Source organism: Limosilactobacillus sp., from assembly GCF_040772465.1.
Lineage (GTDB): Bacteria > Bacillota > Bacilli > Lactobacillales > Lactobacillaceae > Limosilactobacillus.
The window spans coordinates 1-26,287 of sequence record NZ_JAXGYB010000009.1; the positions used below are offsets into that span (position 1 = coordinate 1).

Here is a 26,287-nt window from a genome sequence, read left to right on the forward strand (position 1 = left end):
ATCATTGGGCTATAGCCAAGTGGTAAGGCAACGGTTTTTGGTACCGTGATGCGCTGGTTCGAACCCAGCTAGCCCAACTGCCTGAGTCGCAGCTACTTCGTGTAGTTACGGCTCTTTTTTTAGTTCTCAATAGTTCAATCGTTTGTGGACTGAGTAAGTCAGCTTTTCATGGAGGTTAAGCGATGCCAAAACAGGGACATTTTGCGGCTAGTCACCGTCGTGCAAAAATCAAACAGTTAAAGGTCAAACGGCATGATAGTGGTCAAATAATCGACCCAACTAAATTGACGGATTTCATGCTCGTCCGTTTTGCGCTGACGACCAAACGTCGGTTGCCGCAAAACCACCAAGAAACTGCACAGCGCTTTTTGCAGGAGCTAATCCCGGTTGTTCGTGATTGCCACGGTGATGTCGGGAAGGCGTTACAGCAACTCCTGCCGCAGATTAGGACGAGGGTCCCCTGGCAATTTTTTAGGCAGGCATGTGCGGATTGGCCACTGCTAGCGCACTTCCTTAAACGCGAATTGCCGGCAGTGCCACTAAAAACCCGGATTGGCGTCCGTCATCTACCCGATGAAGCTGCTTTTAACCAACTAGTGGGCCGATCATTAGCACAACAGGCTGTGGCGGTCACGATGCTGAATACAAAGTTACCAGTTTTAATGCGCGAGCAAATTGCTAAGTCCGTCGAGAACAGTGTGATTAGTGACGGGCAAATCCATTGGCAACGTGTCGGTCAACTGTTCGCTCCGTTGCCTTTTGACACTTCGTCGGCACCAGATGAAACGACGCGCCGCTGGCTGGAAGGTCTGAAAAGTGAAAACTGACTTGCGATCACTGAGCAATAATGGTTATAATAACTAATGATTTATGAAGGCTATGGCGGAGTTTAGATCGCCATAGCCTTTTTTTGCCCTAAATTGAGAAAGGAGTAAATATGCAAAATAATACAAAAACACCTGCAAGAGTTTATGTTGCCATTTTCTCGATGGCGTTGATGACGTTTTTAGGCATTTTGAATGAAACGTCGATGAACGTTACTTATCCCATCTTGTCGCGTGAATTCAATATTTCCCTGGATGTCACCCAGTGGATCACGGCCGGCTATTTGTTGACGGTGACGATTGTGATGGGGACGACAGCTTACCTTTTACGGCAATTCTCTGCGCGACGCATTCAGATGGCTTGTGTAGCTATTTTTATCATTGGGGATGTCATGTGCGCGTTGGCACCGAACTTCGGCACTTTGCTCGGTGGTCGGTTGATCCAAGCGGTGGCGACAGGATTGTCGACCCCGACGATGTTCTTTCTGATCATCAACCTGATTCCCCGGAACCGTTTGGCCACGATGACTGGATTAGGCGGAATGGTAATCTCTTTTGCTCCGGCTTTAGGCCCAACTTATGGTGGGGCCATTGTTGGCTCGTGGTCATGGCGGATGATTTTTTGGCTGTTATTGCCGTTTGCTATCATCAGTTTGATTGCGGGCCAACTGACCATTCGTAATGAACCGGTTGGTAATGATAAGGCCTTTTCCTGGGGTAGTTTGCTGACACTAGCAATTTCACTTTTTGCCATTATCGATGCCGTCTCCACGGTTGGCAGCAAGGGTGTCACGATGGCCTTTTGGCTGATGATCGCGGTAGCAATTATCTTTTTTGCCATCTTCATGTACCTCAACCAGCATGGTCAATCGCAACTGTTTGACACTTCAGTCTTTAAATTGCCGACGATTCGCTTAGCTTCAATTTCTTATTTTGCCCTGCAATTCATCAATATTGGGATTTCACTGGTCATTCCAGTTTACTCGCAATACACTTTGCACGCTTCGTCCTTTGTCGCTGGGATTATTCTTTTGCCAGGATCGATTCTCGGTGCTTTTATGTCACCATTAGCCGGACGTCTAGCTGATCGTCACGGCTTTGCTTTGCCCGTTATTTTGGGATCATGTTTATTGGTGATTGGAGCTAGTTGCTTTGCTTTTTGGCAAAATCATCTGACCCCATGGAAGATGATGTGGTTCTTTATGATCGAACGGATTGGCTTTAACAGTGCCTTTGCCAACACTTTGTCTAATTCCACAACTCTGGTTGAAGAACACCAGGCAGCCGATATCAATTCTATCTTTAACATGACTCAACAGTTTGCCGGATCACTCGGTGTCGGCCTATTGACGGCGTTGATGGCCGTCTTCCAAAATCGTGGTACAGGGACAATGGCGGCTAGGACTTTTCAGGGTGGTCAGCTAGATTTCTGGCTATTGTATGGCCTCGCAGTGCTCACCTTGATTCTCTTTATCGCCAATTACACTATTCAGCGTATTGATAATATGCGAAAGGGTTGATGCTGTCAGTTGGCGCGGCCCTTGGTGTATACTTAAAACAAAAAGATACTGAGGGAGCACGACATGGCAGTTAGTATTGATGAAATTACAAAACAAGTAAAAACCGGCCTGGACGAGCTGCTGGAACAGGCTCACTTAAAAGACGGTGATTTGGTAGTCTTAGGGCTGAGTACCAGTGAAGTTCAGGGTGGCATGATCGGCAAAGATTCAAACATTGATATTGGTCGTTCCATTATCAAAACGATCGTGAAGATTATTCGAGAACACCACTTGCACTTAGCAGTTCAGGGATGTGAACACCTCAACCGGGCCTTGGTGGTTGAGCGAGAAGTTGCTGAAAAACATGGTTTCGAAATTGTAACCGTCTACCCGGCCATCCATGCTGGCGGTGCTGGCCAAATCGCAGCTTTTGAAGAATTCCATGATCCAGTTGAAGTTGAACACATTGTGGCTCAGGCCGGAATGGATATTGGCGATACTTCCATTGGTATGCACGTTAAATTTGTGCAGATTCCTGTGCGGACTAGTGTTAAGGAAGTCGGCAAGGCACATACAACTTACCTGCGTTCACGGCCAAAGTTGATTGGCGGGGAACGAGCTAAATATACGTGGGATCCTTTCAATAAAAAGCAAAATAATTAAACGACGGGTTGCGTTTGGAAAGCTCTTACCGGGCTTTGTGGACGCAACTTTTTATGTAGCAAAAAACTTTCCTTAAGACTGGTCACACTTGTTTAAAAAGCTGCGTAGCAAATGTATAATTACTGTTGATATTGACTTATTTTTACACGAGGAGCGTCTATGATACAACAGGTTCAGCATTTTTTAGTTTCAGTGCCGATCTTTTCGCTTTTCTTGTCCTTAGCGCTCGGTTTTGCTCTGGGACGAGTCAAGTTTCTAAAAGATTTTAGTTTGGGTTCAACTGTTGGAACCCTTGTAGTGGCTTTAATTATCGGTCAAGCTGGGGCTTTTACGCGAAATGAAGAACTAGGAACGATCTTTTTTGGTGCTTTTATGTTTGCTGTGGGCTACCAGGTTGGGCCGTCTTTCTTCGTCAGCATGCGATTATTCGGTGGCCGGATGGTTTGTACTGCACTGATCTGGTTGTTCAATGCCTTTTGGGTTGCTCTGCTAACTTTCAAGCTTTTTCATATTGGACCAGGGGTGGGTCCCGGTGCTATCGCCGGTTCATTGACCCAGTCAGCTACTGTGGCGAGTGCCTTACAGACCATCGGTTCATTACCGGTTTCACACGCGGTGAGGATGTCGTATGAAGCGCAATTGCCGGTTGCCTATGCCTTGACTTATGTTTTTGGTACACTTGGTGTCATCATCTTATTGCGGGATCTTGCTCCAAAGGTATTAAAAATTGATTTACATGACCAGGGTGTCCGGATGGCTCGTAAGTACCACTTTCACGCTAAAAATCCAAACCCAACGTGGCGGCGGACATACCTGGTTCACCAAAATTCCCCAATTGTTGACCAAACCATCGGAGATTTCAACCGTTTCTTTGATTCGCGGTTGGTAGCATTAGCTGCTTTCCACGGGTACGACATGACCGATAAACTGGACTACAAGATTCGGCCTGGCGACCGGGTCACGATTATCGGTTACGCGATGCACTTTCATGAATTGATCGGGGTTGAAGGGCTGAAAGAAGTACTGACACCAACCAATGCGCCTCGTGAACGTAAATTTGTGCTTGGTCGCCACTTCCATCCATACCAGCTGGCTACTCTGCGCCAACACGGTGTTTTCATCAACTTGCAAAACCCGATTACTGGAGCGGACCAACTGATCAACCACTTACAACCAGGGGATGTCATTTCCCTGACTGGTAATACCAGCAAAACTTTGCCGACATTGAAAAAGATGGGACACTGGCATACTGCCGAAACGGCGATTAACTATTCATTGTTCTGTTTAGGTATTGCGGGCGCTTCTGTCCTCGGCTTATTAGGATTGAAGGTCAATGGCATTCCTCTTCAATTGGGTAACGGAACTGCGGCTCTTTTGATGGGGTTATTGACCAGTGCTTGGATTGACCGGCACCGTAATATCAACTCCATTCCACCGGCAGTGACCAAGTTTTTGCAGAATTTTGGTCTGACCCTTTTCGTGGGGATGGTCGGTTTGCAAAATGCCCGGGCATTTACCAGTGCCATGAAAGCACTGGGCTGGCAGATTTTGCTGATTGGGGCAATTATTTCAGTGATGCCACACTTGATAACCATGTTGTTTGCCCACTATGTCCTCCACATGGAACCCCTCGCGTTGATCGGTGCTCTGTGCGGTTCAGGAACGATTGCAGCAGCGATGAATGATATTTCACAGCGTGCCGGAAGAGAAGGTGGCGCATACGTTGCGTCTGCGTTTACACCTGCTTTCGTTGTTGGTAACATTGGGATAACGTTATTTGGTCCACTCTTTGTGGCTTTGCTATCACATTAGCTTGGAAAGGTGAAGAAAATGAAGAAATTTTTTACAGTGCTTGGCGGAATGGGAACTTTAGCCACTGAGAGCTATGTTCGGTTGCTTGATAAGCGGACACCGATCAAATGTGACCAGGACTACCTGGACTACATCGTGGTCAACCACGCAACAGTTCCTGACCGGACGGCGTGGATTCTGGATCATAGCAAGCCGAGCCCGGTTGAACCGCTGCTCGATGACATTAAGCAACAAAGTTTGCTTCATCCGGAATTCTTTGTGTTGATTTGCAATACCGCCCATTACTCTTACAAGACTTTGCAGGCAGCAACGGATATTCCGATTTTAAACATGCTACAGTCGACAGTGGATGCAATTAAGAAGATTAAACCTAATGCTAAGCGGGTTGGCCTGTTAGGGACTTCAGGCACACTTGCTTCAGGTATTTACGATAGCTACATCACCAAAGCTGGCTACACCGAAGTTAAGCCAACTAAGGAATTGGAAGAGATGACTGAAGACCTGATTTACCATGACATTAAGGAAAAGGGTAAGTCTGATGGTCACAAGTACCATGAATTGATTCGGCGGATGACCGAAGAAATGAATTGCGATATCGTTATTTTAGGTTGTACGGAATTGTCTTTTGCGGAAGAAATGGATCCCGAAACCGAATATCCGGTAGCTGATTCGCAATCGATTATCGTCGACCGGTCACTGGAATTGGGACTGAAGATGCAGAAGGGTAAGGAATAGTCAGTGATGGCAAAACGTCGTTGGTGGTTAGTTGCCTTCGTGGTGATCGTCGCCCTCGTTAGTAGCATCGCGTTATATCACCATAGCCAATTGATGAGACAACAACACCGTATTTATGTTCAGCAACACCGACTTGTTGGAACTTATTACGCTTATGTTCATGACGACGGGGTTATTCATAAGGTGCGCTTGCGGATAGGCCGACACCATCGGGCAACATTGAAGATTGTGGACAGTACGCAAGGTGAGAGTACTCATGTAAGGAAGATCAATCACTTACGTTTCCATCCCCAGCGTCACACGGTAACCGCACCGGCTTATCCAAGTGCAGTTCCTGATCACTACCGGCACATGGGTACGACTATTCGGTTAACCAGCGGTGGCAAGACGACTGCGTACTATCGGCACGGTACTTTTCGCCAGAAACAGCTAGAGCGCCACTTTGCCCATCGAGCTGAGTAGAAGCTAATGAAGAGTTGCTAAATGTGATTTTTTGAGAACTTCTTTGATAACTAATATTAATAGTTTGACTGAAATTGGTCTAAACCCGAAACACGTGTGGTACAATTGTGCATAGCAAGTATTTATATCGCTGATGGTAAAAGAAGGGATTAGCATGGGATCACCGGTATACATTCAAATTCATAATGAACTGCGCAAGAGCATTGAGGATGGCAAATGGAAAGTCGGCAGTAAGATTCCGGCTGAACGTGAACTGGCTACCCAATTTGGGGTGAGCCGGATGACTCTGCGTCAGGCCATCCAAACCTTGGTGGACGAAGGGGTGTTAGAACGCCGCGTCGGTTCCGGGACTTTTGTCGCTAGCAGCAAGGTTCAGGAAAAGATGGCCGGCGTGACTAGCTTTACTGATTTGATGCAGGCGGCTGGTAAGAAACCTTCTAGCAAGACAGTTTCCTATCATCTGACGATTCCATCCGAAAGTGAGATTGAAAAGCTGAAATTAAAGGAAGGCGAACAGGTTCTGCGAATGGAACGAGTTCGTTATGGTAATGATGTGCCACTATGCTACGAAGTGGCAACGGTGCCTGCTGATTTGATCAAGGGCTTTTCCAAGGCTGAAATTACTTCTAGTTTCTACCATACCCTAGAATCAAAAGCTGACTTACACCCTGGCCATGCCACACAACGAGTATCAGCGGCTAATGCCAACGAGCGGATCGCTGAATTGTTAAAGATTCGTCGTGGTGATGCTTTGCTACGGATGACACAGATTTCTTATCTGCAAGACGGCCGGCCATTTGAATACGTCCATGCCCAATATGTCGGTAATCGTTTTGAATTTGTCTTAGAAAAATAGTCGTCCTTCTAGCCATCAAAGAGCGTTGAATGATGTGATAAGGAGGCGCTGCGATGCGTGAATTACAAAAACAAATCATTAAAGAATTAGGAGTCCATCCCAAGATCGATCCGTCAACGGAAGTTCATTGGCGCGTGAAATTTATGGAAGATTATCTCTTATCGACAGGAATGAAGAGCCTTGTGCTCGGCATTTCTGGTGGGCAAGACTCCTCTTTGGCAGGACGCCTCGCTGAAATGGCCGTTACCTTCCTCCGAAAAGAGCATGATGATAAGGATTATCAGTTCATTGCTGTTCGTCTGCCATATGGTGAACAAGCTGATGAAGATGATGCCATGTTTGCCATCAATGAATTCATCCACCCGGACAAGGTTGTGCGGGTTAACATCAAGCCGGCTACGGATAAGATGGTTAAGTCCGTTGAGAAGAATGAAATGTCGGTCAGCGACTTCAATAAGGGCAACGTCAAAGCTCGTGAACGGATGATTGCCCAGTACACGATTGCCGGTTCGGTTAGCGGCGCTGTGGTCGGTACTGACCACGCGGCAGAAGCCGTCACTGGTTTTTACACTAAGTTTGGTGACGGTGGTGCTGATTTAACGCCACTTAGCGGTTTGGATAAGCGCCAGGGCCGAGAAATCATGGAATACTTAGGTGCACCGGCTCGGCTTTACGAGAAGACGCCGACGGCCGATCTAGAAGATGATCGCCCTGCATTACCGGATGAAACAGCACTGGGTGTTAAATATAACCAAATTGATGATTACTTGGAAGGTAAGGACGTTGATGAGGTGGCTGCCAAAAAGATCGAAGATTGGTTTATTAAGACCCGTCACAAGCGTCATTTGCCGGTAAGGCCACAGGACGACTGGTGGAGAAATTAATGCTGATGAATTGTTAATATAAAAATTGAAAAGCAAACCCTGGCTAGTATGAAAACGGCCAGGGTTTATTGTCTGCCTTTAGGGATTGAGGAGGAAAAATTTTGGACGAAAATGCTGTCAACCTGGTTGCCAAACGGTTGCCTGATTTAAAACACCACCAAATTAAGGCGGCCATGGAATTATTGGACGCTGGCAACACGATTCCGTTTATTGCCCGTTATCGAAAAGAAGCAACGGGGGCCCTGGATGAAGTGAAGCTGCAGTCGATTGCTGAAACAGCTCATCAGGTAACTGAACTAACAGAGCGTAAGCAAACGGTTCTGAAAGCCATCCAGGATCAAGGGAAATTAACTGACCAGCTGGCTAAAGAAATCAATCAGGCTGAGGATTTGGCGACTGTCGAGGACCTTTACCTGCCTTACAAACAAAAACGGCGTACTAAGGCTCAGATCGCGCGCGAACAAGGACTGGCACCTCTCGCTAACTGGATACTAACTTACCCGGAGGAAGATCTCAGCCAACACGCTGCCCAGTTTATCAATGATGATGTAGCTGATGCGCAGGCGGCGCTGGATGGAGCTCACGAGATCCTCGCTGAAGCCATCAGCGAAATGGTGACCGTGCGGGGATGGCTGCGTTCATACAGCCGTAATCACGGCCAACTGGTCACTTCAGTGAAGAAAAAGGGCAAGGAAGCCGACGAAAATGGTGTCTACCAGCAATACTACGACTTCAGCGGGGCAGTGAAGGACCTCGACTCCTATCAGGTTCTGGCGATCAACCGTGGTGAAAAGGAAAAGGTCATCAACGTCAAATTGGTAGTGGACCAGGAGACGGTTGCTAATTACTTGCATTTCCGCTTGGTTGATCCACACGATGAAGGTCCAGCGGCCAGTTTTGTTGAAGATGCCTATCTGGATGCCTACAAACGTTTCCTGGCTCCAGCCATCGAACGGGAAATTCGCAAGGACCTGACCGCTAAAGCAGACAGCCAAGCCATCAAAGTCTTCGGTGAGAACCTGTACAACCTATTAATGCAGGCACCTATCAAGGGTAAGGTCGTCCTCGGCTTCGACCCCGCTTACCGGACTGGGTGCAAGCTGGCGGTGCTCGATCCTCACGGCAAATTGTTGCATGTCGCCGTGATCTATCCGCATAAGCCGGCACCAGAAAAACAGCGGGCGGCCGCTGCGGGTCAATTGACTGATCTATTGAATAAGTACCACGTTGAAATGATTGCGATTGGCAATGGAACGGCGAGCCGTGCATCGGCTGCGTTCGTTGCGGATGTGCTAAAGAAACTCGATCGCAAGTGTTACTACGTGATTGTCAACGAAGCTGGCGCTTCAGTTTATTCGGCTAGTCAGGAGGCACGAGATGAGTTTCCGGATCTGCCGGTTGAAAAACGGAGTGCCATCAGTATTGGACGCCGTTTGCAAGATCCATTGGCTGAACTAGTAAAGATTGACCCCCAAGCCATTGGGGTTGGTCAATACCAGCATGATTTACCAAAGAAAGAATTGCGAACGGAACTGGATGCGATTGTAGAACGGGCTGTCAACCGGGTTGGGGTTAACCTGAATACGGCAAGTTATCAGCTTCTTTCCCACATTTCTGGACTGAACGAAACGATCGCTCACAATATCGTTAAATACCGTGACGACAATGGTGCCTACACCAGCCGGCCAGAATTAAAAAAGGTCAGTCGCTTAGGACCAAAGGCTTATCAGCAGTCTGTCGGCTTCTTGCGCATTATCGGCGGGAAGAATCCACTGGATAATACCGATGTCCACCCAGAAAGCTATCCGGTTGCGGAAAAGATTTTGACAAAAGCCGGGGTAGATTCGCAAGACCTGGGGAGCGATAAAGCAAACCAGCAGTTGAAGCACCTGAACTGGCATGATTTCGTGACTGATAAAGCGGGAGCAGATACGGTGAAGGATATTTTCGATGCTTTGCAAAAACCAGGCCGTGATCTGCGTGACACAATGCCGGCTCCGTTGTTGCGTTCTGATGTCTTAACGATAGATGATCTGAAGCCGGGAATGAAACTTCAGGGGACGGTACGGAACGTTGTTGATTTCGGGGCCTTTGTCGATATCGGTGTGAAGCACGACGGTTTGGTCCACATTTCCAAGTTGGCTAAAAAGTTCGTCGATAATCCCCGTAAAGTGGTTTCTGTCGGTGATATCGTCACTGTCTGGGTAGAATCTGTTGACCAGGAACGGAGTCGAATCCAGTTGACGATGATTGATCCTGATGGTCAGCATGACTAACGACGAACTATTGCAGCTGACCAAACGACTTTCTTTGGAACGCTTTGGTCGTCCTTTCCAGCACCAGATTTTCTTTAATGCCCGCCTGAAGACGACGGGCGGTCGCTATCATTTGCGTGACCATCATATTGACATCAACCCGCTGATGTTGACAGAGCACGATGAGGCGACACTAGAGGGTGTGATCCTTCACGAATTGTGTCATTACCACCTTCACTTGCTGGGACGTGATTACCATCATCGCAGTCGGGACTTCAAGCGTCTGCTCAAGGCAGTTGGTGGCTCGCGTTATGCACCAGCTTCGCCAAATCAACGGCGTCGGCCGCGTTATCGCTGGGAATACCAGTGTCAACGTTGCGGGGTGAAGCTACTACGGCAACGACGCTTCAACGTCAGTCGCTATGTTTGCCGGCACTGTGGCGGACGATTTAAATTGATTGGCCAGTTAAAATGAAAAAATAGTTGATCAACAAGGAATAATCTGCTAAAATATTTCTTGTTGATGCGGCAGTGGCGGAATTGGCAGACGCGCAAGATTAAGGATCTTGTGGTCGTTTTTAGACCGTGGAGGTTCAAATCCTCTTTGCCGCACTACTAGAAGACTGTGACAAAATTTTTGCCACGGTCTTTTCTTTTGCTATTTTTCAACGAAACAATTGGCCCACAGGCGCATTTGCGCTATCATTAAAAGGCGAGAGAGTAAGGGGTGATTGATTGTGTCAACGCTGGTAATCGTGCGTCATGGTCAAAGTAAGGCCAACTTAGCTAATCTATTTACAGGATGGACCGATGTGCCACTGACAGCGCATGGAGTAGCCCAGGGGCATGCGGTTGGCAAAGAATTGGCCCATCGACACCTGTTATTTGATGATGTCCATACTTCTTATATGAAGCGGGCTATTATTACGGCAGACATCATTTTAGACGAACTGGGGCAGGATTATCTGCCAATCCATAAAACTTGGCGCCTGAACGAACGTCACTATGGGGCTCTGGCTGGTCAAAATAAAGACGCTGTCAAAGCTAAATATGGTGAAGATCAATGGCACCGTTGGCGGCGTGGATATACCGATGTTCCGCCAGCATTAACCCAGCGAACTCATGATCGTCGTTACGATCGTCTGGGTGTCCAGGTGCCACTAAGTGAAAGCCTGCAGATGACTCAGGAACGGTTATTGCCTTACTGGCAAGACCAAATTGCTCCGCGACTGCTTGATGGTAAAAATGAACTGGTCGTGGCTCATGGCAGCAGCTTGCGGGCACTGATCAAGTATCTGGACCAGATTCCGGATGATCAGATCGACCAGGTTGAGGTGCCTAATGGTGAACCTATCATTTATCATTTTGACGAGCACTTGCGGACAATTAAAAAGGAATTAATCAAAGCTGATTAAGTTTTAAAGGAGGATTTTGCCGATGCCAATCCATGAACTTCCAAACAATCCAACATTTGCCAACCAGGTTCAATTGCTGGAAAACGTAACCTACGCGGCTGCTGATGGGGAACCTTTGAAGATGGATCTGTTAGTACCGTGGACGACCACGATGATGCCGGACCACCACGAAAAACGTCCCCTGATCGTCTTTGTCCAGGGCAGCAGTTGGACACGTCCGGATATGGGTCGACAAATTCCTCAGCTCGTTTCATTCGCTCGTGACGGTTACATTGTGGCCACGGTGCGTCACCGCAGTGCTGCAGATGGTCATCCCTTCCCGGCTTTTCTTGAAGATGTCAAGACAGCTATCCGTTATCTGCGGGTCAATGCCCGCCAGTACGACATCGATCCCCAGCGGGTGGCTGTTTGGGGTACTTCCTCTGGTGCTAACGCTGCCCTGCTGGTTGGGTTGACACCCGACGACCCACGTTATCGGACTGATGATTTCTTGAACGAAAGTGACCGGGTTAATGCCGTGGTCAGTTGCTTTGCACCGACAGACGTTAAGGATACCTTTGAGTACACTGCTAAAGCACCGGGATCTGATCTCTTGCAGTATTGCTTGTTTGGGACCAACAAGGACAAGTGGGATGACAAGAAAAAAGCAATGAGCCCACTCTACCAAGTTAAGGCTGATAAGGAGTACCCGCCGTTCCTTTTGTTGCATGGCGACAACGACAAAAAGGTTCCTTATGACGAGATGGAGTCAATGTATACTGCTTTGCAAAAGCAGGGTGTGGATGTCGATGCCTACCGGGTTAAGAATGCGGACCACGAACGGGACTTCTGGAGTCCACAGGTTTACTCGACAATTCATGATTTCTTAGATAAAATTGAAAAACCTGATAAGTAAGATTTGTGATGTTGAAATAAGACGAAGCCATCCGGCAAAAAATATATGTCGGGTGCTTTTTTTGGCTTAATTAAGGGAAGGATGATACTAATTTTGATTACGATGGCAGGAATGATTGGGGCTGGTAAATCGAGTATGACCAGCATTCTGGCCCACCAACTGGGAACCAAGGCTTATTTTGAACCCGTCAGTGATAATCCAGTGTTGCCGCTTTTCTACAAGGGAAACGAAATTGCCGCTAAAAAACGGGCTGAAGGTGATAAGGATGCTACTAATCCGTATGCTTATCTGCTGCAAACCTTTTTCCTGAACCGCCGTTTTGCGATGATCAAAAAGGCAATGAGGGATGATAATAACATTCTGGATCGATCCATTTATGAAGATGCGCTCTTTATGAAGATGAACACTGACATGGGTAACGCCACTAAGGTCGAATATGATATCTACCATTCTTTGCTCAAGAATATGCTGGAAGAGCTGCCTTACGCTGCTCATAAGAAAGCACCTGACCTGATGGTGATGATCCAGGTCTCCTATGACACGGTGATCAAACGTATTAAACGGCGAGGACGAAAATATGAACAGGTCAGTGCCGACCCGTCACTAGAAGGTTACTACAAGCGCCTGATTCGTTACTATGATGAATGGAAACACGAATACAAGGCTTCACCATTACTGGTAATCGATGGCGATCGTTATGATTTCATGACTAATATTAGTGACCGGCGTCACGTTTTGGATCAGATCTACCGTGAACTCCATAAGATCGGTTCTCTGGATGACCAGCGCTTTACTGAGTTAGAAGATAAATTGCCACAGCTGAAGTTAGATGACCCAGCCGACCGTAAGCAACACGCATAAGTACACGAAAAGACCGCCCGATGAGCCTAGCTCAAGGAGCGGTCTTTATTTGTACTGTATATTTTGTTTAAGCCAACGTGCCCATTGGGTCCCATGGCTTCAAAACGATTGGGGCCTGATCTTCGTCTTGCTGCAATTCATCAGATAAGAACTTGCGGTTGACCACTAATTGGTAGCAGTATTTATCCATCCAGGCGTCGCTCATCACGAAGTAACCCTTTTTACCAACTTTAGGACCCCATGAATTTTCGACTTTCCACTTGGTTGGCTTGCCATCAACAATGTCGACACCGGTTAGAACCATTGCGTGGTCCATCATGCTTTGACCGTAGTCCAGCATGTCAGCCTTTGACATATCCAAGTCAACATCAAAGAGTTGTTGAGGATTGTAGGCGTTAAGGCTCATTATCCCTAACTTACGTTCTGAACTCTTTACTACGTCGGAACCAAACCAAACGCTTTCGCCAGCTTGCAGCTGTTTGATAGCCAGTTGCTTGAATTCGTCCATTGTGACGTTTAAGTGCTTGATTTGCCGGCCACCAACAACGTTACCGAGCATTTCGATCGTGTAAGTCTTGTGGTAAGGCTTGTCAGCCGTTGGGGCGTTGATGATGGATACGTAATCGTCGAGGTTCCAACTGACGTATTCCTTGAAGAATTCCTGTGGCGTCAGATCGGCATCGCGGTGGTACTCATGATTCTTATCACGGTATTCAAAGTCGAACTTTGCCGGTGGTTCACCAAAACTGTAAGCCAGAATCCGGTAGACTTCACTGAGCATCTGATGACGCTTAACGTTGATATCGTCATCGGATTTGCCGTCCTGCACCATTTTCCGCAGGATGACGGCATCGTGACGCAGCTTATTATTCAAAACTTCGTTGACACCGTTAGAACGGTTAGAATTATAGGTTTCTGGCATGGCACTTTGCGGCACAACGCCGTATTTATTAATGAGGGCACAGAGCATGTCCCATTGACCACCGTCTCCCTGTGGGGTTGCCATCAACCAGGCAACACGACGATCATCATGGGCTAGTTTAGCAGTCCGGATGACGTTTTCGTAGAAGTAGTTAGACTTCTCAAACTTGTCCCAGAAAAAGAGGTAGCTTTGGGACAGTTCAAAGTTATCTGCTAAGTTGAGCTTAGCTTGCATACTGTGACGCATCGTATTGAGTGCGGCAAACATCCAGCAACGGCCAGATTGCTTTTGGTCGGCGACATCGCCGGTCTTTAGATCAATCGAAAAAGTTGGGTTGTTGTCGGCAATCGAATGCCAGTCAAAGCTAGCTGCGTTGACGCCGTTCTTAGTAACGGTCCGTTCGAGCACAGCAGATTCAGGACGATCCTGGTAATCTTTGTGGAAACTGTTGATGTTGTCTTGATCAATGACAAAACTCACCATAATCAACTCCTCATTATTATTCAAGAACTATTCTAACCCATTTGTGGCATAGATGACTAACAGAATGCTGAAAATGAAAACTCCTGATGCTGCTAACGGGGCACCAGGAGTTGATCGCAATTATTCAGATTTTAAGAGTTGTCACAAAGAAAGGATCACTTTTGCAACTCATACATCTTTTTGTAGGCAGAAATTAATTCTTTAGCCAGGTCGATGAAAGTAATCGCCGTCATCAGGTGGTCCTGTGAGTGAACCGTCAGCAACGTCAGTTTGACGTGGTGGCCTTGTGCTTCTTGGGTCAACATTTTGGTTTGGGAATTATGCGCATCAACTAAAGCCTTGTTGGCTTCTTTGAGCTTTTGGTCAGCTGTGTCAAAATCGTTGTTACGGGCGGCATGGATGGCTTCGACAGCAAATGCCTTAGCGTTGCCGGCGTTGGCAATCAAACCCATCGTTTGTTGTAATTGTTCACTGTTTTCTTCATCAGCCATGATTAATTTCTCCTTTTAGTTATACGAGATTACTTGTCGCCCATCATTGAGTAGGCTTGATCCAGTACCTTGCTGCCGTTCATCGTGCCGTATGCAGACATATCGATGATGGTCAGTTTAGTGTCAGTACCGTCAACTAACTTTTTAAAGTCATTTTCCATGTAACGGATCTGAGGTCCAAGCATGATAACGTTAATCTTGTTGTGTTCCATCTTGTCGTGAGCTTCGGAAGATGGGCAGGCAAAGATTTTAACATCTTTGCCGGCGTCCTTAGCAGCCTTTTGCATTCGGGTGACCAACATACTAGTACTCATTCCTGCAGAGCAGCAAAGCATAATCGTTTTTTCAGCCATGATTAGCATCTCCATTCAGTCTTGCTTTGTCAGTTAGCAAAGCGCTTTCTTTTTTTCTACGCTTAAAATATACCAGCTGCCCTTAACCGTGTAAACGCTTTTTTAAATATACTAAAAACATTTCTTTTAACTACTATAAAACCTATCTTTAATAAGAAATTGCTTAAGAAAATTAAGTATGAAAGACGGATGCTAATTATTATTAGTCAATTGAATTAAATATGTCTATTTATGGCAAATAAAAATCCTATCGGCAAAAAGGATTTTAACCGATAGGATATTAATGATTATTTATTTTGTTTAATGTTAAGGACGCCTTTACCGTGCGTGTTTTACGACAGGACCATTTGCAGTGCCGACGATCACGTCGTTAACACGGTCGAGGAAGAGGCCAACTTCGACAACGCCGACCATCTTAATCAGCTTGTCGTATAATTCGTGTGGCTTGTCGATTTCGCCCAGGTGGAGGTCGATGATGTAGTTCTTTTCATCTGTTAAGAACTTCTTGTCGCCGTCCATCCGCCAAGTTGGCTTGTAGCCCATCTTGTCTAAGCGCTTAAAGACGTGGGCACTACCAAATGGAATAACTTCGACTGGCAATGGGAACTTGCCAAGCTTGTGGACCATCTTAGATTCGTCAACAATCCACATGTACTTCTTAGCAGTGTTAGCAACGATCTTTTCCCATAAGAGGGCACCGCCGCCACCCTTGATACCCTGGAAATCGTCGCTGATTTCATCGGCACCATCGATAACCAGGTCCAAGTGGTCCAGTGAATCCAGACTAACGATCTTAATGCCAAGTGATTCAGCCTGCTTGGTGGTCCGGGTTGAAGTGGTTGCGGCCGTAATGTTTAATCCTTCGTCCTTAACCCGCTTGCCAAGGGCATCGACCATGTAACGAACGGTACTACCAGTACCTAATCCCAGCAGCATACCATCCTTAACGTACTTCACAGCTTCTTGACCAACAAGTGCCTTTAACTTGTTTTGTTCAGTTTGATCCATTGCTTTTTCTCCCTTCAAAGCGATCCTCAGGCAACAACAATTCTTGGTACTCAGGGTGTTGTCCAAAAATTAAAGTAGCAAAGGGACACATCAGCTTTACAGTAAAGGCCTCTTTCTTTGCTTCTTTAACAAAATGGGCAACTAATTGACTGCCAAGACCACGTCCCCGGTATTCCGGGCGGACAAAGGTGCGTTCGACGACGACCCGCTGGGCGCTGACACCTGGATAGGAGATTTCTCCGACCCAAGTTTTATCGTCCATGAGGGTAATGTGGTGGTCGCCAGTGACGTAGTGTAGTTGTTGACCCTTATCCAAAAAATCCATCCCCTCAAAAACTGATCAGCTTATATTATAAGAGAATGGTGATCGAAATGGTATAATTTGTGGCTATTTTCCCGTATAATTAATGCATAAACGAACGGAGTGAATAAAATGAAACGCGGATTTGAAATTGTATCCAGTAAGAAAAACGATGGTTTGAAGCTGCCACAGCGGCAAACTAAAAATGCGGCTGGTTATGACTTGGCAGCTAGCGAAGACTTTACTCTGCCATCAATCTGGAAGGGACCATTTCTGAAGACTTTGTGGGCGCTGCGTCATCACCAAGATTTGTCTGATGACGATTATCAAGAGGCAGATAAAGCTTTGAAACCCTATTTGGTCCCGACGGGCATCAAGGTTTACATGCAACCGGACGAATTTGTTTTATTAGCTAACAGATCCAGTGCACCTCTTAAACGGCGTCTGATCTTACCCAATGGGGTTGGCATTATCGATGCTGATTACTATAATAATTCAGCTAATGAGGGAGAACTGTTCGTCCAATTAATTAACTATGGCTTGCGCGATTACACGATCAAAAAGGGCGAGCGAATCGGCCAAGCTATCTTCATGCCATATCTTACCGCGGACAATGAAACTGCGCCCAAGGCAGAACGCACGGGTGGCTTCGGTTCAACCAAAAAATAGGAGGAATCTTAATGGCCAAAGTGAGAACGCAGTACGTTTGCCAAAACTGCGGATATACTTCACCACGTTATCTGGGCCGTTGTCCTAACTGTGGCCAGTGGAATACGCTAACAGAAGAAGTTGTTCAAACGGGGACGGCTCAACAGGTTACTAAGCACGCGGCAACGTTGACGGGGATTGTGGCAAAGCCCCAGCGCCTTAACGAAATCGACGCCAAGAAGACGCCACGGATTAAGACCAAACTGAATGAGCTGAACCGGGTACTCGGTGGTGGCATTGTTCCGGGTTCCCTAGTGCTGATCGGTGGGGATCCGGGCATCGGTAAATCAACTTTGCTGCTCCAAGTTTCGGGTCAGTTGTGTGACGAAAAGCATACCGTACTTTACGTCTCGGGGGAAGAGAGTGCCACCCAGGTCAAGATGCGGGCAGAACGTCTGCACGTCCAGGGTGATGATTTTTACATTTATCCAGAAACTAATATGGATAGTATTCGGGCCACAATCGACGAGATGAAGCCCGAATTTGTTGTTATCGACTCTGTACAAACGATGCAGGCTAGCAACGTTTCGTCTGCTATTGGCAGTGTTTCACAGATTCGCGAAGTGACGGCCCAATTGATGCAGATCGCTAAGGGCATGAACATCACCGTCTTCGTCGTCGGCCATGTTACCAAGGGTGGCGCGATTGCCGGGCCAAAGATTCTGGAGCACATGGTGGATACCGTTTTGTACTTTGAAGGAGATCTTCACCATACTTACCGTATTTTGCGTTCGGTCAAAAACCGGTTTGGTTCGACTAACGAACTGGGAATTTTTGAAATGCACCAGGACGGCTTGGCAGAAGTGAAGAATCCGTCGGAGATCTTCCTGGAAGAGCGGCTGCAAAATGCCACGGGTTCAGCAGTGGTTGTGTCACTGGAGGGGACTCGCCCGATTCTGGTTGAAATCCAGGCCCTGGTAACGCCGACTGTTTATGGTAATGCCCAACGGACAGCGACGGGACTTAGCCGCAACCGGGTTGCTCTGATCATGGCTGTTTTGGAAAAAAGGGCGAATTTGATGCTGCAGAACCAGGATGCTTTTCTGAAGGCAGCGGGTGGTGTTAAGCTGGATGAGCCGGCAATCGACCTGGCTCTGGCAGTGGCTATTGCTTCCAGTTACCGTGATCGGGGAACTCGTCCTGATGATGCATTTGTCGGTGAAGTTGGCTTAACTGGTGAAATTCGGCGAGTCAACCGAATCGAACAACGGGTGGCTGAAGCAGCCAAGTTAGGTTTTAAGCGGATCTTGGTGCCAAAAAATAACTTGCGCGGTTGGAACCCGCCAACTGACATCCAGGTTGTCGGCGTTACCACTATCGGTGAAGCCTTGCGAGTGGCCTTGCCTGGTAGTTAGTGCTAAATTAGAATGATACAAGAAAGGAGGCACATACGTGCGAAAAGGATTTATTCGTTTTGTCTTCGCGGTCGTCGGGGCCGCGATCGGCTTTTATTACTTGCCCGTCATTTGGATTGCCATGAACGTCCACATGCAGCATTCATTGCTCATTTTTATTGATCTTTTCATTGGAGCACTTATTTTCTGGCTATTGTCATTAGCCATGACGGATTGGATTATTGCTGGCACCAAACGGGTTGAAAAGTATTTAGCAAAGCAGAGCCCTATTTACTTATTTTTCGGCTCACTTTTAACTATTGTTGGTTTGGTCATGGCGGTGTTGATTTCAGTCCCGCTTTGGCGAACTAACATTCCGGTGATTGACAATATTTTGCCAATCCTATTGATGTTGATCTTTTCATATTTTGGTTTTCGTTTGGGGACGACCCGGCTTGATGATTGGCGCAACTTTTTCCAGCGGCGTGCTGGCGTCGAAGGCCAAGCCCAAATAGGGGATGTCACTAAGCAAAAAGATAAGAACTATCACCACTACAAGATTTTGGACACCAATATTCTGATTGATGGCCGAATTTACGACTTGGTCAAGACGGGATTCCTGGAAGGGACCCTCTTGGTGCCAAACTTTGTCCTCTACGAATTGCAATACATTGCTGACTCAGGTGAGAGCATCAAGCGAGTTCGTGGTCGGCGTGGCTTGGATATCTTAAATAAGCTGCGTAAGGAAAAGATTGTTCCTATCGAAATGTCTGATGAAGACTTTGACGATATCAAGGAAGTTGATAGTAAGCTGATTGCCCTAGCTAAAAAGGTAGACGGGGTGATCGTGACTAACGACTGGAACCTCAATAAGGTGATTCAGTTCCAGAATGTTAAGGTACTTAACATCAATAACTTGGCTAAGTCACTGCGTCCACGGGTCATTCCTGGGGAACAGCTAGAAGTCCAAGTCGTCAAAAAAGGTACCGAGCGCCAGCAAGGGGTTGCCTATCTGGATGACGGCACGATGGTCGTTGTCGAAGACGGACGCTTCTACATGAACCAACAATTAATGGTTGAAGTGACCAGCGCACTCCAGACGGATGCCGGCCGGATGATTTTTGCTCGTCCTGTTCATTCAACTAAGGGCATCAATGATCGCGCTCATAATAGCTCTGACCAGCCTAAGTCAAAGAAAAAAACTGACTAAGTGGTTTGCACTGGCTTAGTGGTAGAATATAATAGAAATTAATTGAATTTTTATGAAAGAGGCTGAAAATATTGGCAAATAACATTCGTGTCCGTTATGCACCTAGTCCGACGGGCCACTTGCATATCGGTAATGCCCGGACGGCATTGTTTAACTACCTGTTTGCTCGCCACTACAAGGGTAAGTTTATTATTCGGATCGAAGACACCGACACCAAGCGGAATATCGCTGACGGTGAACGCAGTCAACTGGATAACTTGAAGTGGATGGGTCTTGACTGGGACGAAGGTCCTGATATTGGCGGAGACTACGGCCCGTACCGTCAATCTGAACGGAAAGACATCTACCAGAAGTACATCGACGAACTGTTGGAAAAGGGTCTGGCATACAAGTCCTACGAAACTGAAGAGGAACTGCAGGCTAAGCGTGAAGAACAACGTGCTACCCACCAGATGCCACACTACGTTTACGAATATGCTGGCATGTCAGAAGACGAAATTAAGAAGTCTCAGGCAGAAGCAGAAGCAAAGGGCCTGAAGCCCGTTGTTCGTTTCCGTGTTCCGGTAGGCAAGACCTACGAATGGGACGACATGGTTAAGGGTCACCTGTCATTCGAATCCAAGACTGTCGGTGGCGACTTTGTCATTCAAAAGCGTGACGGGATGCCAACTTACAACTTTGCCGTTGTTATTGATGACCATCTGATGAAGATCAGTCACGTTTTCCGTGGTGATGACCACGTTTCTAACACGCCAAAACAACTGATGATTTACGAAGCCCTGGGCTGGCAACCACCGAAGTTCGGTCACATGGCACTGATCATCAACAACGAAACTGGTAAGAAGCTTTCCAAGCGTGACGAATCAGTTCTGCAATTCATCGAACAATACCGTGACCTTGGCTACCTGCCAGAAGCCATGAACAACTTCATCATTCTGCTGGGTTGGTCACCAAAGGGTGAAGACGAAATTTACTCCCTGAAGCAATTCGTCAAGATGTACGATGAAAAGCGTCTGAGCAAGTCACCTGCTGCCTTTGACCGCAAGAAACTGGCTTGGATCAACAACCAATACATGAAGAACGTCGATGCCGACCGGGTATTTGACATCGCCATGCCACAGCTGCTCGAAGCTGGTCTGATTGACAAGCACGCTGATGCAGAAAAGATGGAATGGATGCGTCGCTGTGTAGAGCTCTTCAAACGTGAAATCAGTTACGCTCACCAAATCATCGACTACGTCAAGCCATTCGTTAAGGGACCTAAGGACATCGATGAAGCTGGTCAGAAAGAACTGGCTGATCCGAGTGCCATTACGGTTCTGTCTGAGTTCCGTAAGCGGATTGCAGCCTTGGATTACATGGATGCAACTAATGTGCTGCGGACCATCAAGTCCATTCAAAAGGACACCGGCATTCGTGGTCGTAAGTTGTGGATGCCAATTCGGGTTGCCGTTACCCATGAAACGGTTGGTCCTGAATTGCCAGAAAGTGTTGAACTGTTCGGCCAAGAGACCACACTCAAACACTTGGATGCAGCCATTGATATGCTGAAGAATAAGTAATAATAAACTAAATAAGCGGACAGTGAAGGATGATGATTCCTTGCTGTCCGCTTATTTTGTGTCAATGGATGCTTTTTCGTTCTAGGTTAGATCACCAGGCTCTCTGTATGAGTTGGTCGCACTTCCTAATCGCGAAACCCCACGGAGCTCCGAGAAGGTAATGGTTACTTTGATAACGTGCTCCCAACTCAGAGCCCTAAGTATCTAACTACGAACGGAAGCCGCCCCATTCTGTGCCAGCTCCCGTTCTAGGTTAGATCACCGGGCTCTCTCTTTGAGTTGGTCGCACTTCCTTCCAAACAAAAAAAGCAGCAGCCTTGGGGGTTAGCTGCTGCGGTATTGTTACGAATAACCTTGGGGGAGATCTCGCAACTAGTATTTTTCGGTTACTATTGGGAGGAGTAATTGAAAAATAATCGGTTTGAGCTGTAATGAAGACTTCCTTCATTACGCTTACTATGATAACCGGAGAATGTGAAGAAAATATGACCAAAAAAGAAAGGTTTTTGATATTCTCCCTAAAAATAGCAAAAACAAGCTCGAGATAGGGATTTGCATGACCAGTTGGTCGCTTATAACGTTGGACTATCAAAATTTCCGATTTTTATGTACACAAAGTGCAATAAAGTTCGTATAATAGTTTTCGATTGACTATTTTATTTGCTGGAGTGTGGAATGATGAAGAAAGACATCGATATTGATCCTTCAATTGATGAACAGATCAAAGAACTTTCTCAAGCCCACCACATGCGCATCCCGTGGCATGACTTTATGACGTCAGACAATGTCACGCCGGCCGTGCGGGCGAGCTTAAGTGAACGTGCGTTAATCGTTGGTCGGATCGGTCTTATGTTGTTGGCGTGTGGTACTGGTGCTTGGCGTGTTCGCGACTCTATGAACGTTGCGGCCCGGAAGCTGGGGATGACTTGTTCAGCTGATATTGGTTTGACTTCCATTGAATATACCTGTATGGATGATAACCACAGTTATACCCAATCACTGTCGTTGCCTGACACCAGTGTCAATACGACGCGCTTGACTGAATTGGAAAACTTTATGCGGGAATTTGATCGGCGTGGCGAAAAGATGACGGTAGGTGATATTCACAAACGGCTCAGTCATATTGCCCACACGCGTGGATTGTATTCCCCATTTAAGGTTGGTTTGGCAGCGGGGTTGGCCTGTGCAGCCTTTATTTTTCTGCTGGGTGGCGGTCCTGTTGAAATGTTCTGCTGCTTCATCGGTGCTTTTTGTGGTAACTTCGTGCGTCGTAAGCTGATTGATCACCACATTACTTTATTAGCATGTATCGCTGTAGCCATCGCAGTGGCCGGAGTTGCCTATTCAGCCAGCCTAGCTTTATTAAGGCTAACACTGCAGGTTAACGCCATGCATGAAGCTGGTTACATCGGTTCAATGCTTTTTATCATTCCGGGATTCCCATTTATCACTAGCGGCCTGGACATGTCCAAGCTTGACATGAAATCTGGATTGGAACGCCTGGCATATTCTTTGTTGGTGATCGTTGTAGCGACGATGGCTGGCTGGTTCGTAGCCATGTGTCTTCATCTGAATCCACGTAACTTCGTTTCACTTGGATTGACACCACTGATGTATTGCTTGTTGCGGATTGTCATGAGCTTCTGTGGGGTCTTCGGCTTCTCCATGATGTTCAATTCAACCGTTAAGTTAGCGACAATTGCTGGCTTAATTGGGGCGGTAGCCAATACTTTGCGTTTGGAAATGGTTGATTTAATCCATATGCCAGGAGGAGCTGCCGCTTTCATCGGGGCTCTAGTGGCTGGTTTATTAGCCTCACTTTTCCGGACACGAATTGGTTATCCGCGAATTGCCTTGACGGTGCCTTCGATCGTCATCATGGTGCCAGGCTTGTACATGTACCGTTCAATGTACAATATGGGCCTGACCTCTGTTTCCATTGGTGCATACTGGATGGTTCAGGCTACCCTGATTGTCTTTGCTTTGCCATTAGGACTCATCACAGCCCGGATCTTGACTGATGAGAAGTGGCGCCATAACGGCTAGTTTGATTTTGCAATAATATTAAGGGAGGAGATTAGATGTCATCAAAAAAGCAACCGCATTTGATATTGGTTACTTGTGCACTGTTAATGTCCAACATAATGGCTGGCCTTGATGCAACGATCGTTAATACAGCAATGCCGGCAATCACTAGCGATCTCCATGGTCTATCTTATATGGGCTGGATCGTGGCCACGTTCCTGTTAGGGATGTCTGTCTCTTCTTCGTTATGGAGCAAATTTGGGGAACATGTTGGCAATAAGGTCGCCTTTGTTCTCGCTACTACGCTCTTTTTAATTGGCACAATTGCTCAAGGATTGGCCACTAATATCCAGTTCTTTATCATTGGTCGAACCATCATGGGTATTGGGGCCGGTGGCGTTAACATTATCCCGATGATTGTTTACGGCTTTTTATATGACGACTTAAAAAAACGAGCTCAAGTCATTGGTTTGGCTAGTGCCTTTTTCAACACTGCTTCTATCGTTGGGCCATTGGTCGGCGGGTGGATTGTCGACTTCTTTGGTTGGCGCTGGATTTTCTTCATTAATGTTCCCATTGCGTTAATATCAGTAGTAATCGTCAGTATGTTATTTAAACCATCACACCGGATGGCAGCTGGTAAAAAGATCGATATCCCGGGTGCTGTGTCGATGATCATCGGTCTCTCGCTGATTTTGACGGGGATCGAAATGATTGGTAGTATTCCAAACTGGGAGACAGCAATCTTACTCATCGCTGGCGTAGTGATGATGATTGTCATGTTTAAATTGGAAAGCCATTCAGATGATGCCATTATCCCAACCCGTTTCTTCACTAACCATCGTTTGTTGGTAGACTTCGTATTCTTCATGATCATGTGGGGAGCTTTCATTGCTTTCCTGACCTATGTGCCGATGTGGGCCCAAGGAATCCTGGGATTGAGTGCCTTTATCGGTGGTGTTACTCAGATTCCGGGTGCGATCACCAATTTCTTAGGTTCTGAACTGGTTGCCGTGATTAATTATCGTCACATCAAGTACTGGTTGATTTGTGGTGGGATCGTCAGTTTAGCAGTTGCATTTTTGATAGTTATCATTGTCGGCCAGTCGACTCCTTTTTGGTTATTACTAGTAGCTGGGGCTTTTCAAGGCTTTGGGGTTGGCTTGAACTTCAATTTGCTGCAGATGAGTGTGCAGACTGACGTTCCACTAAATGACATGCCAGCTGCTACTTCCGTGGCATACCTGTTGCGAATTTTGAGTCAGACTATGATGTCCGCCGTTTACGGGGTCGTGCTTAACAATACTTTGGCCGAGCATTTGCGCAGTCACCATGGCATCACGATGACGATGATGAATAAATTGACTAATGCAGCGACAGCGAAGGACTTGCCACAAGATTTGATGCCAATTATGCGTCATATTCTATATGATGCCTACCATAACATTATGTATGTTGGTCTCGGGCTGACGCTAGTGGCATTGATCCTATCTATTATCGTGGCAATTCGCAAAACACGACAATATCGGGAAACTCTTAACGGCTAAATTTCCCGGGAAATAAATTAAGAGCTGGCAATTATCTTTCAGCAAAGGCTGAGAAAGGTAGCTGCCAGCTCTTTTCTCTATCTAAAGATTTCCCAAAGACCTGTCCGTCAAATATGATTCCGTGGTACGATTAATTGTATAAATGTATGACGTGAAGGGCAAAAGGAGTTTGCAATGACGAACAGAAAGATATTCAACCGCCAGCTAGCATCCGGAGTTGCCGCTAACATTGGCGCTGACTTACGTGATCTCACTCGATGCGGTGATCATTCTTCGCGCCAAGCAGCCGTGACCTCAGTAGCTATTCAGTTATCCGGCTTTAAAAGCTCACTGGCTGATCCGCAAGCACGTGATTTGTTGATCCAACAAGTGCGTGAAGAAGATGATCAGGATTATGAAATGCCCACGAATGTCAGCTTTGACGTTCCAGTTGAAGAAAAGAAAATTGAGGGTGGCCAGTTATTCATTTTGAACCACCGCAATGATGACCAAGCCGTCATCTTTTACCTGATGGGTTCTGCCTATCTGCAGCGTGCTGATCGGGACCATTGGCGCTACCTCAACCGCTTGGCTTTGCGGACGGGGTGCTGTATTTATACCCCACTGTATCCGATGGTGCCAGTCAATCACTTTGACCAAATCTATCACGATATGATCCAGTTATATGAAGATATCTACGGTATCACTGAAGCAAGTCGCATAACCCTGATGGGTGATTCTGCCGGGGGAGGACTGGCCACTGGCTTTTGTGAATATTTGGGCCAACGTGGCTTGCCTCAGCCCGGACACCTTGTGTTGATTTCTCCATGGTTGGATTTGGAACTCAAAAATCCGCTGATTGAGGAGTATCAAAAAGAAGATGTCACCCTGGATGCTGAGGGTTTACGGCAGGTGGGACGCTTGTGGGCTGGTGAAACCAACCCGGCAGATTATCGTTTGAGTCCAATTAACGGTGACGTCAGTGCACTGCGTGATGTGACTATTTTTGTCGGTACGCGGGAAATTATGTATCCTGATACTAATGATTTTGTAGAAAAATTAAAACAGGCGCACGTGCCAGTTGACTACCAGGTTGGCAGGGGAATGTTTCACATTTACCCCTTATACCCGATCCCGGAATCCAAAGATGCCATGGAAACGGTAGAACGGCTGGTACATGCTAAGCAGGATGAAGCTTAAGGG

At 46.7% G+C, this 26,287-nt stretch carries 25 protein-coding genes and 2 tRNA genes; 22 read left to right on the forward strand and 5 right to left on the reverse strand.

The genetic code is table 11. The annotated features are described in order from the left end of the window. The first annotated feature begins 5 nt into the window (after nucleotides 1-5). From AB3114_RS08090 to AB3114_RS08160, 15 genes are all read left to right on the forward strand, one after another. A tRNA-Gln gene (locus AB3114_RS08090) sits at nucleotides 6-77 on the forward strand. Between the two features lie 105 nt (nucleotides 78-182). Further along, nucleotides 183-827, forward strand: a complete 645-nt coding sequence (locus tag AB3114_RS08095; RefSeq protein WP_367342738.1) for a hypothetical protein — start codon at nucleotides 183-185, stop codon at nucleotides 825-827. A gap of 110 nt (nucleotides 828-937) precedes the next feature. Next, nucleotides 938-2,344, forward strand: a complete 1,407-nt coding sequence (locus tag AB3114_RS08100) for an MFS transporter (protein WP_367342739.1) — start codon at nucleotides 938-940, stop codon at nucleotides 2,342-2,344. Between the two features lie 63 nt (nucleotides 2,345-2,407). Continuing rightward, nucleotides 2,408-2,986, forward strand: coding sequence for a TIGR01440 family protein (locus tag AB3114_RS08105; protein ID WP_367342740.1), 579 nt, complete (start codon nucleotides 2,408-2,410; stop codon nucleotides 2,984-2,986). Between the two features lie 159 nt (nucleotides 2,987-3,145). After that, nucleotides 3,146-4,798, forward strand: coding sequence for a TrkA C-terminal domain-containing protein (locus AB3114_RS08110; RefSeq protein WP_367342741.1), 1,653 nt, complete (start codon nucleotides 3,146-3,148; stop codon nucleotides 4,796-4,798). 18 nt (nucleotides 4,799-4,816) lie between these two features. Beyond that, nucleotides 4,817-5,533 carry an aspartate/glutamate racemase family protein gene (locus tag AB3114_RS08115; RefSeq protein WP_367342742.1) on the forward strand — a complete coding sequence of 239 codons (717 nt, stop codon included), beginning with the start codon at nucleotides 4,817-4,819 and terminating at the stop codon, nucleotides 5,531-5,533. Nucleotides 5,534-5,539: 6 nt separating this feature from the next. Further along, nucleotides 5,540-5,995, forward strand: coding sequence for a hypothetical protein (locus AB3114_RS08120; RefSeq protein ID WP_367342743.1), 456 nt, complete (start codon nucleotides 5,540-5,542; stop codon nucleotides 5,993-5,995). Between the two features lie 154 nt (nucleotides 5,996-6,149). Further along, nucleotides 6,150-6,851 carry a GntR family transcriptional regulator gene (locus AB3114_RS08125; protein WP_367342744.1) on the forward strand — a complete coding sequence of 234 codons (702 nt, stop codon included), beginning with the start codon at nucleotides 6,150-6,152 and terminating at the stop codon, nucleotides 6,849-6,851. Nucleotides 6,852-6,904: 53 nt separating this feature from the next. Then, a complete protein-coding gene (nadE, locus tag AB3114_RS08130; RefSeq protein ID WP_367342745.1) occupies nucleotides 6,905-7,735 on the forward strand; it encodes an ammonia-dependent NAD(+) synthetase in 831 nt (276 codons plus the stop codon). 101 nt (nucleotides 7,736-7,836) lie between these two features. Then, on the forward strand, nucleotides 7,837-10,011 hold the full coding sequence (locus AB3114_RS08135) for a Tex family protein (RefSeq protein WP_367342746.1): 2,175 nt from the start codon (nucleotides 7,837-7,839) through the stop codon (nucleotides 10,009-10,011). Further along, nucleotides 10,004-10,465 (forward strand): SprT family protein, encoded by a 462-nt coding sequence (locus tag AB3114_RS08140; RefSeq protein ID WP_367342747.1) that lies wholly within the window; start codon nucleotides 10,004-10,006, stop codon nucleotides 10,463-10,465. The genes AB3114_RS08135 and AB3114_RS08140 overlap by 8 nt, the downstream gene beginning before the upstream one ends. 50 nt (nucleotides 10,466-10,515) lie before the next feature. Beyond that, nucleotides 10,516-10,602, forward strand: a tRNA-Leu gene (locus AB3114_RS08145). A 125-nt stretch (nucleotides 10,603-10,727) separates the two neighbouring features. Further along, on the forward strand, nucleotides 10,728-11,405 hold the full coding sequence (locus tag AB3114_RS08150) for a 2,3-diphosphoglycerate-dependent phosphoglycerate mutase (RefSeq protein WP_367342748.1): 678 nt from the start codon (nucleotides 10,728-10,730) through the stop codon (nucleotides 11,403-11,405). 22 nt (nucleotides 11,406-11,427) lie between these two features. After that, nucleotides 11,428-12,300: a prolyl oligopeptidase family serine peptidase gene (locus AB3114_RS08155; protein WP_367342749.1), complete on the forward strand. Its 873-nt coding sequence runs from the start codon at nucleotides 11,428-11,430 to the stop codon at nucleotides 12,298-12,300. 93 nt (nucleotides 12,301-12,393) lie between these two features. After that, nucleotides 12,394-13,161: a deoxynucleoside kinase gene (locus AB3114_RS08160; protein WP_367342750.1), complete on the forward strand. Its 768-nt coding sequence runs from the start codon at nucleotides 12,394-12,396 to the stop codon at nucleotides 13,159-13,161. A 67-nt stretch (nucleotides 13,162-13,228) separates the two neighbouring features. Here the strand turns inward: AB3114_RS08160 and AB3114_RS08165 are convergent, their stop codons facing one another. From AB3114_RS08165 to AB3114_RS08185, 5 genes are all read right to left on the reverse strand, one after another. Continuing rightward, nucleotides 13,229-14,563: an aminopeptidase C gene (locus AB3114_RS08165; RefSeq protein WP_367342751.1), complete on the reverse strand. Its 1,335-nt coding sequence runs from the start codon at nucleotides 14,561-14,563 to the stop codon at nucleotides 13,229-13,231. A 158-nt stretch (nucleotides 14,564-14,721) separates the two neighbouring features. Beyond that, nucleotides 14,722-15,057, reverse strand: a complete 336-nt coding sequence (locus tag AB3114_RS08170) for a PTS lactose/cellobiose transporter subunit IIA (RefSeq protein WP_367342752.1) — start codon at nucleotides 15,055-15,057, stop codon at nucleotides 14,722-14,724. 29 nt (nucleotides 15,058-15,086) lie between these two features. Then, nucleotides 15,087-15,410 carry a PTS sugar transporter subunit IIB gene (locus AB3114_RS08175; protein WP_367342753.1) on the reverse strand — a complete coding sequence of 108 codons (324 nt, stop codon included), beginning with the start codon at nucleotides 15,408-15,410 and terminating at the stop codon, nucleotides 15,087-15,089. Between the two features lie 318 nt (nucleotides 15,411-15,728). After that, the gene (gene rpiA / locus AB3114_RS08180; protein WP_367342754.1) at nucleotides 15,729-16,418 is read right to left on the reverse strand and encodes a ribose-5-phosphate isomerase RpiA; all 690 of its coding nucleotides are present in this window, start codon (nucleotides 16,416-16,418) and stop codon (nucleotides 15,729-15,731) included. Beyond that, a complete protein-coding gene (locus tag AB3114_RS08185; RefSeq protein WP_367342755.1) occupies nucleotides 16,405-16,743 on the reverse strand; it encodes a GNAT family N-acetyltransferase in 339 nt (112 codons plus the stop codon). Before AB3114_RS08185 ends, rpiA begins: the two co-directional genes overlap by 14 nt. A 108-nt stretch (nucleotides 16,744-16,851) precedes the next feature. Between AB3114_RS08185 and AB3114_RS08190 the strand changes: the two genes are divergently transcribed. The 7 genes from AB3114_RS08190 (at nucleotide 16,852) to AB3114_RS08220 (ending at nucleotide 26,284) form a co-directional block, all read left to right on the forward strand. Then, a complete protein-coding gene (locus tag AB3114_RS08190; RefSeq protein WP_367342756.1) occupies nucleotides 16,852-17,388 on the forward strand; it encodes a dUTP diphosphatase in 537 nt (178 codons plus the stop codon). An 11-nt stretch (nucleotides 17,389-17,399) separates the two neighbouring features. Continuing rightward, entirely contained in the window at nucleotides 17,400-18,782 is a 1,383-nt protein-coding gene (gene radA / locus AB3114_RS08195) for a DNA repair protein RadA (RefSeq protein WP_367342757.1), read from the forward strand. A gap of 37 nt (nucleotides 18,783-18,819) precedes the next feature. Continuing rightward, complete coding sequence (locus AB3114_RS08200) at nucleotides 18,820-19,971, forward strand: PIN/TRAM domain-containing protein (RefSeq protein WP_367342758.1); 1,152 nt, start codon at nucleotides 18,820-18,822, stop codon at nucleotides 19,969-19,971. A 68-nt stretch (nucleotides 19,972-20,039) separates the two neighbouring features. Further along, the gene (gltX, locus tag AB3114_RS08205; protein WP_367342770.1) at nucleotides 20,040-21,533 is read left to right on the forward strand and encodes a glutamate--tRNA ligase; all 1,494 of its coding nucleotides are present in this window, start codon (nucleotides 20,040-20,042) and stop codon (nucleotides 21,531-21,533) included. 678 nt (nucleotides 21,534-22,211) lie between these two features. Then, a complete protein-coding gene (locus AB3114_RS08210; protein WP_367342759.1) occupies nucleotides 22,212-23,579 on the forward strand; it encodes a threonine/serine exporter ThrE family protein in 1,368 nt (455 codons plus the stop codon). A gap of 35 nt (nucleotides 23,580-23,614) precedes the next feature. Beyond that, a complete protein-coding gene (locus AB3114_RS08215; RefSeq protein ID WP_367342760.1) occupies nucleotides 23,615-25,105 on the forward strand; it encodes an MFS transporter in 1,491 nt (496 codons plus the stop codon). A 174-nt stretch (nucleotides 25,106-25,279) separates the two neighbouring features. Continuing rightward, entirely contained in the window at nucleotides 25,280-26,284 is a 1,005-nt protein-coding gene (locus AB3114_RS08220; RefSeq protein ID WP_367342761.1) for an alpha/beta hydrolase, read from the forward strand. Nucleotides 26,285-26,287 lie beyond the last annotated feature (3 nt).